Source organism: Amycolatopsis sp. NPDC051716 (assembly GCF_040681595.1).
In the GTDB taxonomy this organism is placed as follows: domain Bacteria; phylum Actinomycetota; class Actinomycetes; order Mycobacteriales; family Pseudonocardiaceae; genus Amycolatopsis.
This window is the reverse complement of the sequence record NZ_JBFAZA010000005.1, coordinates 117,443-132,824: the sequence shown is the minus strand read 5'-3', so window position 1 is coordinate 132,824 and position 15,382 is coordinate 117,443. Positions and strand designations below refer to the sequence as shown.

At 70.9% G+C, this 15,382-nt stretch carries 11 protein-coding genes; 3 read left to right on the top strand and 8 right to left on the bottom strand.

Features of this window, described 5'->3' with window-relative positions:
- From AB0M30_RS08400 to AB0M30_RS08390, 3 genes are all read left to right on the top strand, one after another.
- Window positions 1–1,317 carry a glutamate-1-semialdehyde 2,1-aminomutase gene (locus AB0M30_RS08400; RefSeq protein WP_364581525.1) on the top strand — a complete coding sequence of 439 codons (1,317 nt, stop codon included), beginning with the start codon at window positions 1–3 and terminating at the stop codon, window positions 1,315–1,317.
- A 93-nt stretch (window positions 1,318–1,410) separates the two neighbouring features.
- Window positions 1,411–2,892: a right-handed parallel beta-helix repeat-containing protein gene (locus AB0M30_RS08395; RefSeq protein ID WP_364581522.1), complete on the top strand. Its 1,482-nt coding sequence runs from the start codon at window positions 1,411–1,413 to the stop codon at window positions 2,890–2,892.
- A gap of 166 nt (window positions 2,893–3,058) precedes the next feature.
- The gene (locus tag AB0M30_RS08390) at window positions 3,059–3,460 is read left to right on the top strand and encodes a hypothetical protein (RefSeq protein WP_364581520.1); all 402 of its coding nucleotides are present in this window, start codon (window positions 3,059–3,061) and stop codon (window positions 3,458–3,460) included.
- On the opposite strand, the gene AB0M30_RS08385 is transcribed toward AB0M30_RS08390, so the two are convergent.
- The 8 genes from AB0M30_RS08385 to asnB form a co-directional block, all read right to left on the bottom strand.
- A complete protein-coding gene (locus AB0M30_RS08385) occupies window positions 3,447–4,061 on the bottom strand; it encodes a maleylpyruvate isomerase family mycothiol-dependent enzyme (RefSeq protein ID WP_364581518.1) in 615 nt (204 codons plus the stop codon). The genes AB0M30_RS08390 and AB0M30_RS08385 overlap by 14 nt on opposite strands.
- Before the next feature lie 139 nt (window positions 4,062–4,200).
- Window positions 4,201–4,848 carry a phosphatase PAP2 family protein gene (locus tag AB0M30_RS08380; RefSeq protein WP_364581516.1) on the bottom strand — a complete coding sequence of 216 codons (648 nt, stop codon included), beginning with the start codon at window positions 4,846–4,848 and terminating at the stop codon, window positions 4,201–4,203.
- Window positions 4,845–6,014 (bottom strand): glycosyltransferase family 4 protein, encoded by a 1,170-nt coding sequence (locus AB0M30_RS08375; RefSeq protein ID WP_364581514.1) that lies wholly within the window; start codon window positions 6,012–6,014, stop codon window positions 4,845–4,847. The genes AB0M30_RS08380 and AB0M30_RS08375 overlap by 4 nt, the downstream gene beginning before the upstream one ends.
- On the bottom strand, window positions 6,011–7,198 hold the full coding sequence (locus AB0M30_RS08370) for an O-antigen ligase domain-containing protein (RefSeq protein ID WP_364581879.1): 1,188 nt from the start codon (window positions 7,196–7,198) through the stop codon (window positions 6,011–6,013). The genes AB0M30_RS08375 and AB0M30_RS08370 overlap by 4 nt, the downstream gene beginning before the upstream one ends.
- Before the next feature lie 100 nt (window positions 7,199–7,298).
- Window positions 7,299–8,825 (bottom strand): right-handed parallel beta-helix repeat-containing protein, encoded by a 1,527-nt coding sequence (locus AB0M30_RS08365; protein WP_364581511.1) that lies wholly within the window; start codon window positions 8,823–8,825, stop codon window positions 7,299–7,301.
- A 9-nt stretch (window positions 8,826–8,834) separates the two neighbouring features.
- Entirely contained in the window at window positions 8,835–11,126 is a 2,292-nt protein-coding gene (locus AB0M30_RS08360) for an alginate lyase family protein (RefSeq protein WP_364581509.1), read from the bottom strand.
- A 142-nt stretch (window positions 11,127–11,268) separates the two neighbouring features.
- A complete protein-coding gene (locus tag AB0M30_RS08355) occupies window positions 11,269–13,446 on the bottom strand; it encodes a bi-domain-containing oxidoreductase (RefSeq protein WP_364581507.1) in 2,178 nt (725 codons plus the stop codon).
- Window positions 13,443–15,353 (bottom strand): asparagine synthase (glutamine-hydrolyzing), encoded by a 1,911-nt coding sequence (gene asnB / locus AB0M30_RS08350; protein WP_364581504.1) that lies wholly within the window; start codon window positions 15,351–15,353, stop codon window positions 13,443–13,445. Before asnB ends, AB0M30_RS08355 begins: the two co-directional genes overlap by 4 nt.
- Window positions 15,354–15,382 lie beyond the last annotated feature (29 nt).

Here is a 15,382-nt window from a genome sequence, read left to right as displayed (position 1 = left end):
ATGGGAACGAACCTGCCCCTCTCCACGAAGGCGGACGAGCGGCTGCACCGGGTCATCCCGGGTGGTGCGCACACCTACGCCAAGGGCTCGGACCAGTATCCCGAAGGGATGGCCCCGGTCATCTCGCACGGCCGCGGCGGCCACGTCTGGGACGTCGACGGCAACGAGTACGTCGAGTACGGCGCGGGGCTGAGAGCGGTCAGCCTCGGCCACGCCTACCCGCGGGTCGTCGAAGCGGTGCGCGGCGAGCTGGAGAAGGGCAGCAACTTCATCCGGCCGTCGATCATCGAGGCCGAGGCCGCCGAGCGGTTCCTCGAGAACGTGCCGACGGCCGACATGGTGAAGTTCACCAAGAACGGCTCGGACGCGACGACCGCCGCGGTCCGGCTGGCCCGCGCCGCCACCGGCCGCAGGCTCGTCGCCAAGTGCGCCGACCACGCCTTCTTCTCGACCGACGACTGGTTCATCGGCACCACGCCGATGAACGCGGGCATCCCGGACGAGACGACCGAAGCGGTCGTGTCCTTCCCGTACGGCGACCTGCAGGCCGCGGAGCAGCTGCTGCAGCGCCACGAGGGCGAGATCGCGTGCATGATCCTGGAGGCGGCCGCGGCGGTGGAACCGCCGCCGGGGTACCTGCAGGGCCTGCGCGAGCTCACCACCCGCCACGGCGTCGTCCTGATCTTCGACGAGATGATCACCGGCTTCCGGTGGTCCGCTCACGGCGCGCAGGGCCTCTACGGCGTCACGCCCGACCTCTCGACGTTCGGCAAGGCGCTCGGCAACGGCTTCGCCGTGTCGGCGCTGGCGGGCAAGCGGGAGCTGATGGAGATCGGCGGCCTGCGCACCGGCCGCGAGCGGGTGTTCCTGCTCTCGACCACGCACGGCGCGGAGACCCACTCGCTGGCCGCCGCGATGGCGGTCATGGACGTCTACCGGGACGAAGACGTCATCGGCCGCATGCACGCCCTCGGCGACCGGCTCGCCGCCGGCGTCCGCGAGGTGGCGGCCGGGATCGGCGTCGAGGACCACGTCGTCGTCCGCGGCCGGGCCAGCAACCTCGTCTTCGGCACGCTCGACGAGCAGGGCATCCCCTCGCAGCCGTACCGGACGCTGTTCCTGCGCGAGCTGATCAGCGGCGGGGTGCTCGGACCGTCCTTCGTGGTCAGTGCCGCGCTCACCGAGGCGGACATCGACAGGACCATCGACGTCGTCGCCCAGGCCTGCACGGTGTACCGCAAGGCCCTCGACGCGAACGACCCGGCGCCGTGGATGGGCGGGCGCCCGGTGCAGCCCGTGTTCCGCAAATACGCCTGATCCCCGCACGGGCGGGCCGGATTCACCCATTGGGTCCGATGAGGACACTTGAGGGTGACTGTTTTCCGGCCCGTTCGTGCGTAACTTCCTGCCATGGGCAGATCTCGTGCGGTACTCGTCGCTGCTTGCTCCCTCCTGATCGCCGTGGCTTGCCCGGCGGTCGCGGGCGCCGCCGACGGGCCCGGTCCGGTGTGCGGGCACCAACCCGCCGGATACGGGCAACCACCGTCCGGAGCCGTCACCGTCGAGCCGGCCGTCGACGGCGACCTCGCGGCCAAGACGGCGGCGAACCCGGCGGGCACGACCTTCTGGCTGCGGCCCGGCACCCACACACTCGGCAAGGACGAGTTCGGCCAGGTCGTCCCCAAGGACGGCGACGTCTACCTCGGCGCGCCCGGCTCGGTCGTCGACGGCCGCGGCGTCAACCGGGCGGCCTTCACCCAGCGGGCCCGCAACGTGGAGATCCGCGGCCTGACCATCCGCGGGTTCGCCGCCCTGCAGGACCAGGGCGTGGTCAACCACGACTCCGGCGACGGCTGGCTCATCGAGAACACCACCATCGAGGACAACGCGGGCGCGGCGCTGATGGCCGGCGCCGGCCAGGTCGTGCGGCACAGCTGCCTGCGCGACAACGGCCAGTACGGGCTCAACGCCTACCAGGAGGGCGACGGCATCACCGGGCTCGTGCTGGAGGGCAACGAGATCACCGGCAACAACACCGGCGACTGGGAGGCCAAGGTGCCGGGCTGCGGATGCAGCGGCGGCGCCAAGTTCTGGGCCGTGAACGGGGCCGACATCCGCGGCAACTGGGTCCACGGCAACCACGGCGCCGGGCTGTGGGCCGACACGAACAACAACGACTTCCTGGTCGAGGACAACCTGTTCGAGGCCAACGACGCCGAGGCGCTGTTCTACGAAACCAGCTACAACCTGGTGCTGCGCGGCAACACCTTCCGCGGCAACACCCTGGTCCAGGGCCGCGCGTTCGCGTCGCGCGGCGACAACTTCCCGGTGGCGACGGTGTACCTGTCGGAATCGGGCGGCGATCCGCGCGTGCGGGCCCGGACGTCGGCCGTCGACATCAGCGGGAACACGTTCGAGGACAACTGGGCCGGGATCACGTTGTGGGAGAACGCCGACCGCTTCTGCAACAGCCCGGCGAACACCTCGACGGGCTACTGCACCAAGGCGGCGGCGAAGTCTTCGTGCGCCGCGGGCGCGATCGAGCAGGCCCCGGCGTACGACGACTGCCGCTGGAAGACGCAGCGGGTGGAGGTCCACGGGAACACCTTCCGCTTCGACGCCGGCCGCCTCGGCTGCACGAGCCTGTGCGGGCGGATGGCCCTGCTGTCGAACTTCGGGACGTTCCCGGATTGGTCGCCCTACAAGGGAACGGTGGTCGAAGAGGCCATCACCTTCCGCCAAGCCAACCGGTGGCACGACAACTCCTACTCCGGGCCGTGGACTTTCGTGGCGCATGACACCTCCAAGACGGTCGACGCTGCGGGCTGGCAGGCAAAGCCCTACTCGCAGGACGAGTGCTCTTCGTTCGGCGGTGGGCCCGCCGGCTGCTGATCAAAGCTTGCCGGCGAGGTCCGACAGTTTTTGCTCGAACTCCCGTTGAACCTCTCGATTTCCCTTGGCACCAAAGGGAAAAGTCGCGAACTGAGAGTTTCGGACAGCGCCGGGTTCACCCTTTTCAGCGATGGCGTTCGCACGTTTGTTCGGTACCGTCGGAGACATGTCCCTCGCTCCCACCGCCCTCGAACGCGATGCGATCGACGTCGTCGTGTTCGACGCCATGGGCGTCCTCTACTCGAGCGCCGACGACGTCGGCGAGCTCCTCATCCCCTACCTCCGCGATCACGGCTCCGTGCTGGATCGTGGCGAAATCGCCCGGCGGTACAAGGAATGCCGCCTCGGTACCGGAGTGCGGCTCGCCTGCCTGAGCAACGACGTCAGCGAGTGGTCCAAGCTGCTTCGCGAGCGCTTCGGGCTCAGCGAGTACATCACCGACTGGTTCATCAGCGCAGACATCGGAGTGCGCAAGGCCCGCTCCCGAAGCGGTCTCCAAGCTCTGCGGTTCGGCACGCCTCGACTGTCCACAACGGACCAGCTGAGACAGGAGCTCAGACCATGGTGAAGCGCGCGCTCGGCTCCCCGCGAAGACGGCCGGCGGGCAACCGCCGGTTACAGAGGACGAGCAGCAGATCCTGGGCCGCACCCGTGAGTGGTGTGCCGGTGCCGTACGACCAGTCGAGGTCGTCGGCACGCAGGGAGACGCCGGTCAGCTCGGTTCCGAAGTACTTGACCTGCTTGGCTTTCATCGCGGCGAAGATGATTTCCAGGCGTTCCAGGGGTACCCGCCGCTCCAGCTGCAGGGCGGTCGTGATGTCCAGGCCGTGGATCACATCGTGGCTCAGAGCGCCTTCCGCACCCCCGCCCGGCGGCCGCCACGGGTGGTCGGCGTTGTCCCGCAGCGAGGCGATCAGCGCCTCGCGGGAAAGCTCGGCCGCCTCCCGGCGGCCGACGCGGTCGGCCATGGCGTTGAAGCGTCCGCCGGACTTCGCCAGTTCCCGCACGAACCGGCCGGTCGAGAACCGGAACGGCATGGTCATGTGGGCCACCACCTCGGCAACGCGCCAGCCGGCGCACAAGCTCGGCTTCACCCACGCGGACGGCGGCAGTTCTCCGAGGAGTGCGGCCAGTTCCCGCCGTTCGGCGGCGATCAGCTCCTGGATCATGGGGGTCTCCTTCACAGGCAGGTCACCCAACCGACGAACGAACCCACCGAGGACCGACACCACCCGGCAACCGGCCGGAGACGCCGTCTTCTCGCCCGGCGACCCGGTCACGACACCGGCAGACCGGCCCGGCCGATGCTCAGAGCCGGTCGGCGACGCGGTCCAGCACCCACGCGGTCCCCGGGACCGCCGCGAGCGCGGCGCAGAACCCGCCGGCAGCATCCGTCGGATAGTGCGCGCCCAAGGCCACCTCGGCCCACCCCATCGCGACGCCGGCGACCAAGGCCAGTCCCAGGGCGAGCGCCACCGCGGCCGCACGCCCGAGTGCCAGCCGGTCGGTGAGCAACAGGCCGATGACCAGCGCGAGCGCCGTCGCCATGGCCGTGTGCCCGCTCGGGTACGAGAGGAACTCGCCGTGGATGGTCCGGCCGACCAGCGGCTTCAGCACCGTGGTCACCGCCACCGTGACGACGACGCCGAGCACCGCCAGCACGGCGGTCCGGACCCGGTGGACCAGCCAGCACACCACCGAAAGGAGCGCGACCAGGATCACCGACCCCACCGGCTCGCCACCGAAGTCGAAGATCAGGGCGACGTACCGCCACGGCGCCTGGACGCCGTCGATCGACGGCAGGAGCGCGGCGTCGATTCCGGTCAGGCCCGAGTCGTGGAAGTGGAGGATGCCGAGCGCGACCAGCACCGCTGTCGCCAGGGCGGCCGACATCGCCAGCGGAGCGCGCAGCACGACCGGCAGGGCCGCGGGCGCCGTCCGGACCAGCTGCCTCACGCCTCGATCGCCGCCTCGTACCCGGCGATCAAGCGGTCCAGGCCGACAGCGGGCGTGAAGTCCTTCTCGTACCGGACGCGGGCCGCGTCGCCCATGTCGCCATTGCGGTCGCCGCCGACCGCGCGGAGGCGGTCCGCGAGCGAGGCCTCGTCGTTGGGCACGTGCAGGAGTCCCGTGACACCGTCGTCGACCAGCTCGGGGAACGCGCCGTGTGCGGCCGCGACCGTCGGTACGCCGGCGGCCATCGCCTCCACCACCACCAGGCCGAAGGCCTCCAGCCACGTCGACGGCGCGACCACCGCGATCGCGTCGGCGGTCAACGCACGGCACTCCGCCTTGTTCTGGAGGCCGACGTACGAGACGTCGGGGCGGCCGGCCGCCCAGGTCGCGACCTCGTCCTGCATCGGGCCGGTGCCCGCGATGACCAGCGGCACGCCCAGGGCACCGCCGAGACGCTCCCACGCCCGCATCAGCAGGCCGACCCCCTTCTCCTCGGTGACGCGGCCGAGGAACAGGACGTGCTTGCCGGCGCCGGTGCGGCGGACGCCGGGGTCGGTGACGAAGTTGTGCTTCACCGCCATCCGCTCGCCGGGCATCCCGGCCGACACCAGGAGGTCACGTTGAGCCGCCGAAATGCAGAAGAACCGGGAAACGCCCGTCCACCACCGGCGCCGGTTCGCGACCATGCTCGCCGCCATCGGGAGCGTGGCCGCGCTCGAACCGCGGTAGCAGCCGTGTTTCACCGCCGGCAGCGGTGAGCCGCCGACGCACTCGGTGCAGATGCGGCCGTCGCGGTGGAGCGTGCCGGGCGGGCAGACCATCGTGTAGTTGTGCAGCGTCGCGACCGCGGGGACCCCGGCGTCCGCGCACGCGGCGACCACCGACGGCGACAGCAGCGGGAACGTGTTGTGGATGTGCACGACGTCCGGGCGCCAGGCCCGCAGCCGGGCGGCGAGCTCCTTCCGCACCGCCGGGTTCCACGGCACCATCAGCGGCACCGCGGCCTTGCGGGGCAGCGGCATCGCCGCGATGTCGTCGCTGCGGCGTTCGAACAACGACACCTGGTGGCCGCCCTCGGCGAGCAGCGTCACCTCGGCGTCGACCACGTTGTTCTCGCCGCTCGGCTGCTCGGACCGGTACCGGTTGTGCACCACGAGCACCTTCACGCGCCTGCACCTCGCACGTCTGCCCCCTTCGCCGGGATGAATGCTTGTTCGTCGGACTGCGGCACCCCGCGGACCAGCAGCGACGCGGCGACCGCCAGGTGCAGCAGGTACGGCGACGCGTCGCCGAGCCCCGCTTCGGTGTAGGAGGCCGAAATGCAATAGGTGATCAGGAAGATCGCGCACGCGCGGGCCAGAGACGGTGGCCGCAGCACGGCCACCACGACCAACGTGAGGAGGAACCCCGCCACCAGTGCGATCCCGACGAACCCCTGCTCGTGGTAGATCGCGAGCCAGCTGTTGTCGATCGGGAGGCCGTCGTAGGACTTGTCGGTCAGCCCGACCCCGAAGATGTACTCCGCCATCGACCGCGGGGCCTCCAGCAGGGAGTCCCACACCTTGGCGCGGCCGGTCAGGCTGGAGAAGTTGTCCGCGCTCTGGCCGCGGAGGAACCACGTCTGCAACGCACCGGCGAGCACCACGCCCGCGACCCCGCCGATACCGACCGTCCACGCGAACACCTTCCGGGCGCGGGCACTGGTCAGCACCATCGACAGGAAGGCCACCGCGAGACCGGCGACGAGGCCGAGCGTCGCCGTGCGGGTGTGCGTGAGCAGCAGCAGCCCCAGCGCCGGCACCACGATCACCAGTGCGCTGCGCCAGGTCGTGCGGCGCCCGAACCAGAGGAGGAGCGTGAGCCCGGCGATGACGGCCGCGTACTGGCCGATCTGCGGCGGGGTCAGCGGCCAGATCGCGCCCGAAAGCCGGCCGCCGTACTCCTCCGGCATCGCGTTGCCGGGCGAGATCACCAGGCCGACCGCCACCGACGCAAGCACGACCGCGTACGTGCGAATGTGGTATCGGACGAAGTTGAACCCGCCGTCCCACCAGCGGGTCAGCAGCCAGAGGGTGGAGATGAACACCGTGAGCCGGAAGCAGCGGAACAACGCGCCGAGGCCCTCCTGCAGGTCGGCGCTGGAGAGGATGCTCGTCGCCAGCAGCGCCGTCAGCAGCAGCAGGTACGCGCTCGGGCGGATCCGCAGGTGCTTGTTCAGCGCCAGCGCGATCACGAACGCCGTCATCAGCGAACCCATGGTGACCAGCTGGCTGACCGACCGCGGGAGCGGGAGGACCGTCTTCGCGCCGGTCGAGCCGAGTGTGTTGAGGATCAGCAGCGCCCACGCCACGCCCGCCCACTTCGGCGTCGAGGACGCGGTTTCGGGTGCGGCGTCGCCGCGGAGGCCGGCCAATCCCGTCTGCCCTGTCTGCCCCGTCTGCGCCGTCATGTCAGCCCCCGCCCTGCGCGATGAAGGTGCTCCCGCTGTCCTGCGAGTACGGCGCGCCTTCCCATTCGCCGATCTCGAGGACGCGGTCGGCCGAGTAGGCGATGAAGGTCCACGGGCCGGCGTAGCTGTTGTCGTGCCAGCGGTTGTCCTGCTTGAACGTGATCGATTCCTGGACGTCGTCGCCGCGGTACGGCGACCAGTCCGGGTAGCTGCCGAAGTTGGACAGCAGGCCCATCCGGCCGCAGGAGGCCTGGCAGCCCACGACCGCCGGGTCGAGGACGAACTTGTTGTCGTGGATGTCGACGTGCTGGGTCTTCCAGCGGCAGTCGGCCAGGAGCGGGCCGCTGGTGATCGCCGGGTCCGCGCACTGCTTGACGGCCGGCACCAGCCGGGTGCAGTCGCCCGAGGACGTGTTGGCCGGGCTGTTGCAGAACCGGTCGGCGTTCTCCCACAGCGTGATCCCGGACCAGTTGTTCTCCAGGTAGTTGCGGGAGATCTCGATCTTCGCGGTGCGGGCCTTGATCCGCGGCTCACCGCCGGACTCGGAGATGTAGACCGCCGACGTCGGGAAGTTGTCGCTCTTGTCGGCGTACCGGCGGCCGTCGGCCCAGTTGTTCTTGCGGATCGTGTTGTCCCGGATGACGGCGTTGTAGCTGATCTCGTAGATCAGCGCGGCGCTGTCGTTGTTCTCGATGAGGTTGCCCTCGATGAGGAAGTCGTTGTTGTTCGTGTCGGCCCACAGCCCGGTGCCGTGGTTGTCGTGCACCCAGTTGCCGCGCACGTCGGCCCCGTCGACGTCCCAGAACTTGACCCCGCCGCTGCAGCCGCAGCCGTCGATCTTCGCTTCCCAGTCGCCGGTGTTGTTGCCGGCGATCTCGTTGCCCTCGACGACGAGAGCGGTGATCGGCGTGCCGCCGGAGTAGGCGTTCATCCCGTACTGGCCGTTGCGGCGCAGGCAGTTGCCGCGCACCTGCTGGCGCGCGCCCGCCATGAGGCCGGCACCGTCGTTGTCCTGGATGGTCGAGTGCTCGATCAGCCAGCCGTCGCCGGAGTCGTGGTTGACCACACCTTCGTCGCGCGGCGCGGCGAAGCCCTGCACGGTCACGTAGGTGATCTTGACATCGACCGCGTGGCCGGTGAAGGCGTACTGGTTGATCTTCCGGCCGTCGACGACCGCACCGGCGGCACCGATGTAGACGTCGCCGTCCTTGGGGGACACCTGGTCGTACTTGTCGTCGCCGAGGATGTGCTTGCCGGGCTTGAGCCAGAAGGTGGTGCCCGGCCCGGCCGAGCGCGTCTTCGCCGCCAGGTCCCCCGGCACGGCGGGATCGACGACGACGGCCCCCGCCGGCGCGGCGGCCGGTCCCGCGGGCTGCTTGTCACACACGGCGGCGACCGACCCGCTGGGGGCCGCGGTGGCCTGGGCCGGACCACCGTCGGTGTCGGGACCACCCGAGCACGCCGCGACCGTGAGCAGGACGCCGAGCAGCGGAGCTGCACGGCCGAGTCGGAAGCGGCGGGCTGTCACGGGCGGGTCCTAACTGAAGCGGAGCAGGGTGGTGAGGTGACCGGGCGACCCGGAGCCGACAAGGGTGGTGGCGGGTTCCTTCCGCCCGAACCCCGCGGAGTACCAGCCCAACGGGGGCTCGGCAGCACCACGGTGCACAGTCCAAGAGAGCCCGGCGGGCAGCTCCATGACGGCGGTGCGCACAACGCCGGCGAGCGAACCGGAAACCCGCCCGACAAGCGGATCGGCGGTCTGCGAACCGGCCCAGCCCTCGGCAGCCACGGAACCGCGCTCATTCCCGCCGGTCAGCGAACCGGTCCGGCCCTCCCGCTCGGCGGCGGTACCGCGTTCACTCCCGCCGCCGGCGATCCGGGAACCGGCCGCACGCCCACCATCGGCCGAAGAACCGGCCTGATCCCCGGCAGCGGCGGTACCGCGCTCGTCCCCGCCACCGGCTAGCGAACCGGTCCGGCCCTCGGCGGCAGCCGAATCAGCCGCACGACCGCCGCGGGCGACCGGGGAACCCGCACTCCTCCCCTCCCCCGCGAACGAATCGGCCCCATCCGGGGCGGCCGTCCAGCGGAGGCGGGCCGTGGTGCCGTCGAGCATGACCGTCACCGACGGGCCGAAGTGGAACGCCAAGCGCGCGGCGCCCGGCGAGCCCTCGCCCAGCACCTCGTCGACGATCTTCAGCACGTCGCCGTCCAGCTCGACCGTGCGGCGGTGGACCGCCGGGGCGTAGCCGTCGTGAGCGGCCGACCAGCGGGCCGGCCCGCTTTCCGGGGTGTGGACCTCCAAGACCTTCGTCACCGCGTGGCGGGTCCACAGGAACGGGCCACCCGAAATCGACTGGTCGCGGCCCGCGAGCTCGAGCGTGTTGTGGCCCAGCGTCGACCGGAAGTACGACCGCCACTGGGGCTCACCGTGGTAGCAGAACGTGCCCGGGTCGGCGAGGACATCCACTCCGTCGTGGCGGACCTCCAGCGACAGCGCGTCCGCGTGGGCGTGCGCCGCGATCGACAGGAATCCGTGGGGACCTCCGTCGCAGCGGACCCACAGCGGGCCCGACCGCAGGATCGTCATCCCCGCGTCGCGCAGGTGCGCCGGACGGCGGCCAGGGCGGACGCCAGAAGCCCGCGGCGTCCGCGAGACCAACGACGCCAGCAGGGGTGTCCGGACGTCGTCGCCCGGGATCGGCGGCCACCAGTCCAGGCGGCCGAACAGCGCCTCACCCGAACCCAGCAGGGAGGCCCAGCGGTCGGTCGACGCGCCGTCGACGATCAGGCCGAAGCCGTCGTCGGCGTCGCCCTGGCTGGGCGGCCGCAACCGGTTGTCCACAATGGACGCCAGGGTGTCGGTCATCCGGAGCAGGACGTCCCACGTCGAAGCCGGCACCGGGGTGCCCGCGGCGTCGGCTTCGATCGCCGCCGCCAAGCCGAGCTCCAGCACCAGGCCGTGGTACTCGGACGCCAGCTCCGCGTTGAGACCGGACGGGAACGTGTTGCGCCCCAGCTGGACGTCCAGCGAGCGCATCGCCGCGGTGCGCCAGCCCGCCGACTCCGGGAACCAGCCGAACGCGCACGCCGCGGCCAGCAGCCCGGCGTCCTCGGCGATCACGTGGTTGTTCGCCGACGAGCCGTGGCTGCGCAGCGTCGCGAGCCAGTTCTGGTGGTGCCACAGCTGGAGCTGGAAGTCCGGGTTCTCCTCGAACAGTTCCGCGGCGCCCGGCCAGCCGTCGAGCAGGCGGCGCGTCCAGACCCACGACAGGAGCCGGATGCCCAGCTCGATGCCGCTCACCCAGTGCGGCCCCCGCAACGGCGGATTCGCCGCCCACCACGACCGCAGGTGTTCCGCCGCGCGCGCGGCGTAGGCCGAAGAACCGGTCAGGGCATACGCCGCGGCCAGCACGGTGAGGTGCTGGTGGCGCGACGGCTCCCAGATCTGCTTGATGTCGCCGACCGTGTCTTCCGACCGGTACGGCACGTCGAACGCGTACACGTCCGAGGGCGCGCGGCGCCCGGTCTTCGGGTCGAGGAACCAGTCGGGCGCCTCGAAATCCGTACGCTCCACGCCGAAGTACTCCGCGCGGCCCGCCATCAGCTCGTCGGCCGTGGCGAGCAGCCGCTTGACCGCCTCGCCGGGCACCTTGCCCAGCGCCCCGGCGGGCAGCGCCGCGGTGAAGCGCGGGTGCGGAGGCCAGTCCGGCGGCGTCGGCAGCGCGGACCGCCACTGCCGCTGGACGACGGCGTGCCGCGCGCGCCCGGCGACCTCCGCCGGGCCCATCCGGGACAGCCGGCGCAGGTACCAGCCGGGACCCATCATGGGCGGGCACCTGCCTTCGGCAGCCATGCGGGCCGGATCGGCGCGGCGCTGGGCATGCCCGGACGCGGCGCGCTCAACCGGATCGGCGCCACGCTCCGCGTGCCCGAGCGCGGCGGCCGCAACCGGATCGGCGCGTCACTCGTCATGCGGGAGCACCCGCCTTTCGCGGCAGCTCGATCCGCACCGGCGCCGCGTTCGCGACGCTCGTCTGCGCGGCCAGGGTCGCCAGTGTCGTCGCGGCCAGGGAAGCGATCGAGATCGGCATCGGCGAGCCCGTCCGCACCGCCGAGAGGAACGCGTCGACCTCGGCGGCCTGGCCCTTGTCGCGGCCCTTCGGGATGCGGGAGCTGGCCCACTTCTTCCGCGAGTACACCGACGCGCGGACGAAGTCGTCGAACTTGAGGACCTTGCCGTCGGCGACGACGTCCAAGGTCTCCTTGGGGAAGCCCGATGCGCCGGTCTCGGCGTAGGTGATGACCGCCGTCGAGCCGTCGGCGTAGCCGAGGGTCACCTGGAGGTCTCCGGTGGCGTACACCGAGACCGGGTCGGCGTCGAGGAGCCAGCTCACCGTGTCGATGAAGTGCCCGCCCTCGCCGGCGAAGCGGGAACCTTCCGAATCCGTCTGGTTGTACCAGCTGCCGTGGTCGAGGCGGCCGGCGTTGACCAGGTACCGCACGCTCGCCGGGCCGACGCGCGGGCCGAACTGCTCGCGGGCCTCGTGCAGCAGCGGCGCGAACCGGCGGTTGAAGCCGACCTGCAGGCGGTCGTTGCCGGACTCCTCGATCGCGTCCAGGACCTTCTGCAGCTCCGAAGCCGACAGCGCCAGGGGCTTCTCGACGAACACCGCCTTGCCCGCCAGCAACGCCTGGCGGGTCAGCTCGGCGTGCGAGCTGTGCCGCGTCACCACGAACACCGCGTCGATCGACGAGTCGCCGAGGACGTTGTCGATGTCCGTCGACGCCGCCGCGAAGCCGAACTTGCGCCGCGCGTTGGCGCCGGACAGCGCCGACGTCGTCGCGACGTGCTCGAGCTGCACGTCGTCGCGCTCGACCAGGTGCGGCAGCAGCATCGAGGACGCATAGTTGCCGGCGCCGATGAAGCCCAGCCGCACCGGTTGCCCCGCCGGCAGCGCGGAGGGCGAAGACGAAACCAGCCCGACCCGCGCGGACGTGACCACGGGCTCCGTCCGGGCGACCGCGTCCGGGTAGCGGAACAGCACCGCGACGGCCTTCAGCTCGCCCTCGTTCAACGACTTGTACGTCGAAACCGCCTCCGAGAAGTCCGAGACGTGCGTGATCAGCGGCTCGACATCCAGCCGGTCGCGCGCGATCAGGTCGAGGACGCACTCCAGGTTGCGGCGCTCGGTCCAGCGGACCTGGCCGATCGGGTAGTCACGGCCTTCGAGCTCGTACGACGGGTCGTAGCGGCCCGGCCCGTAGGACCGCGAGAACCGGACGTCCAGTTCCTTCTCGTAGTAGGCGTTCCACGGCAGGTCGAGCTTGCACTTGCCGATGTCGATCACGCGGCCGCGGTCGCGGGACAGCTTCGCGGCCAGCTCCACCGGGTCGTTCGTGTTGCCGCCGGCGGCGAGGTACGTCTGGTCGACGCCCGCGCCGTGCGTCAGCTCGGCCACGGCCGTGTCCACGATGCCGGACGCCGGGTGCGCGCAGGTCAGCGCGCCGAGGCTCTCGGCCAGCTTGCAGCGCTCCGGGTCGGGGTCGACGCCGACGACGCGCACGCCGGACGACGCCAGCAGCTGCACGACCAGCTGGCCGATCAGGCCGAGGCCGATGACCAGGGCGACCTCGCCGATCTGCGGCTCGCCGCGGCGCACACCCTGCATGGCGATCGAGCCGACAGTGCCGAACGCGGCGTGCCGCGGGTCGACGCCGTCGGGCACGCGCGAGTAGAGGTTCTTCGGCACCCAGTTCAGCTCGGAGTGCAGCGCGTGCTCGTTGCCCGCGCAGGCCACCAGGTCACCGACCGAGACGTCGGTGATGCCGTCGCCGACCTGCTCGACGATGCCGCACAGCGAGTAGCCGAGCGGGGTGTAGGAGTCCAGTTTGGACGTCACCTTGCGGTAGGTCGCCGAAAGGCCGTTGGTGGCCACGCTCTGCATGACCTTCGCGACCTGGTCCGGGCGGGCTTTCGCCTTGCCCACCAGGGACATGCTGGCCTCGGACACCTTCATCATCTCGGTGCCGGTCGAGATCAGCGAGTACACCGTCCGCACCAGCACGCCACCCGGCTTGCAGGCGGGCTCGGGGACCTCGAGGAGCGCCAGTTCCCCGCTCTTGTAGTTCTGGACTACCTGCTTCACTTCGCTCCCGCTCCAGACATCGCGTTCCGGTACCAATACTCGAGGGTCAAGACGTGCCAGAGGTGCTTGCCGCGGTCTTCCTGACCGGCCGCGTCCTCGGCGACCATGCGCTGCAACGCCTCCCGCTGCAGGAATCCCGAAGAAACGAGCACGCCTTCGTTGACGACTTCGCGCACCAGCGGCGCCAGGTCGCGGCTCATCCAGGCCCGCAGCGGCGCGCTGAACAGGCCTTTCGGCCGGTGCACGATCTCGCTCGGCAGGATGTTCAGCGCCGCGTTCTTCAGCGCGACCTTGCCGGCGCGGCCGACGATCTTCTTGTTCCCCGGGATCTTGAACGCGGCCCGCACGACCTCGACGTCGACGAACGGCGTCCGCACCTCGGTGGACGCGGCCATCGTCGACCGGTCGGTGTAGGTCAGGTTCAGCCCGGGCAGGAACATCCGCGAGTCGGCCAGGCACATGCGGTTGACGAAGTCGTCGAGCGCCTGGTCGTTGTACGTGTCCGCGTGCTCGGTCAGGACGTCCTCGACCGCGGGCGCGAAGTCCGGGTTCACCAGCGAAAGCAGCTCGGCCTGGTCGTACATCGTGTAGCTGCGCCGGAACGCCGTCTCCTCGGGCAGGCCCGCGAACGACAGGAACCGCTTGGCGAACCGCACCGACCGGTACCCGCGCTTGGCCGACGCCACCGGCAGGCGGTCCACAAGGGACTCGACCGGGCGCCGGACCGCGCCCGGCACCTTGTGGTAGCGCAGCGCGATCAGGTTCGCGAGGTGCTTGCGGTACCCCGCGAACAGCTCGTCGGCGCCCATCCCGGACAACATGACCTTGACGCCGGCCTCGCGCGCGGCCGAGCAGATCAGGAACGAGTTGATCGCCGCCGGGTCGCCGATCGGCTCGTCGAGGTGGTAGGTCATCTTCGGCAGCAGGTCGAGCACCTGCGGCGCGATCTCGATCTCGTGCAGGTCGACGCCGAACTGCTGCGCGACGATCCGGGCGTACTTGAGGTCGTCCGGCATGGCCTCGAACTTCGCGTCCTCGGCGCGGAACCCGATGGTGTAGGCGGAAATCCCGGGCTGCGACCGCGCGGCCAGCGCGGTCAGGTAACTGGAGTCCAGCCCGCCCGAGAGGAACGTCGCCACCGGGACGTCCGAGAGCAGGTGCTTGGCCGTCGACTCGGCGATCACGGCGTGCAGGTCGACCTCGCCGTCGAAGGCCGCGCCCTCTTCGGCGACCTCCCGCAGCGACCAGAACCGGCCGCGGTCGACCTGGCCGTCCGGGCGGCAGCGCAGCCACGTGCCCGGCTGCAGCTTCTCCGCGCCCTGGTAAGCGCACCGGCTGTCCGGCACCCAGTAGTAGAGCAGCGACGCGATCAGCGCCGCGTTGTCGATCTGCAGGGACCCGCCGAGCTCGCCGGCCAGCGCCTTCAGCTCGGAGGCGAAGGCGACCCCGCCGTTCCGCTGCACGAAGAACAGCGGCTTGATGCCCAGCTGGTCGCGGACCAGGAACAGCTCGCCGGTGCCCTCTTCGAACAGGGCGAAGGCGAACATCCCGCGCAGCTTGGGCAGGCAGTCCGTGCCCCAGCGCCGCCACGCCTGCAGCAGCACCTCGGTGTCGGACGTCCCGCGGAAGCGCACCCCGGCCGCGGAAAGCTCGGCCCGCAGCTCAGGCGCGTTGTAGAGCTCGCCGTTGTAGCTCAGCGCGAGCCCGTCCAGGACCATCGGCTGGGCGCCGGTCTCGGACAGGTCGATGATCGAGAGCCGCCGGTGTCCCAAGTGGACTTCACCGGGGCCGGCGCGGTGCTCGTAGCGGCCGGAGCCGTCCGGGCCGCGGTGGGCCAGCGTCTTGGTCAGCCGGTCGGTGAGCGGCCCGCCGTCCGGCCAGAGGTAGGTGCCTGCGATGCCGCACATGGAGTGCGTCCCCTTCGGTCGCGGCGCGG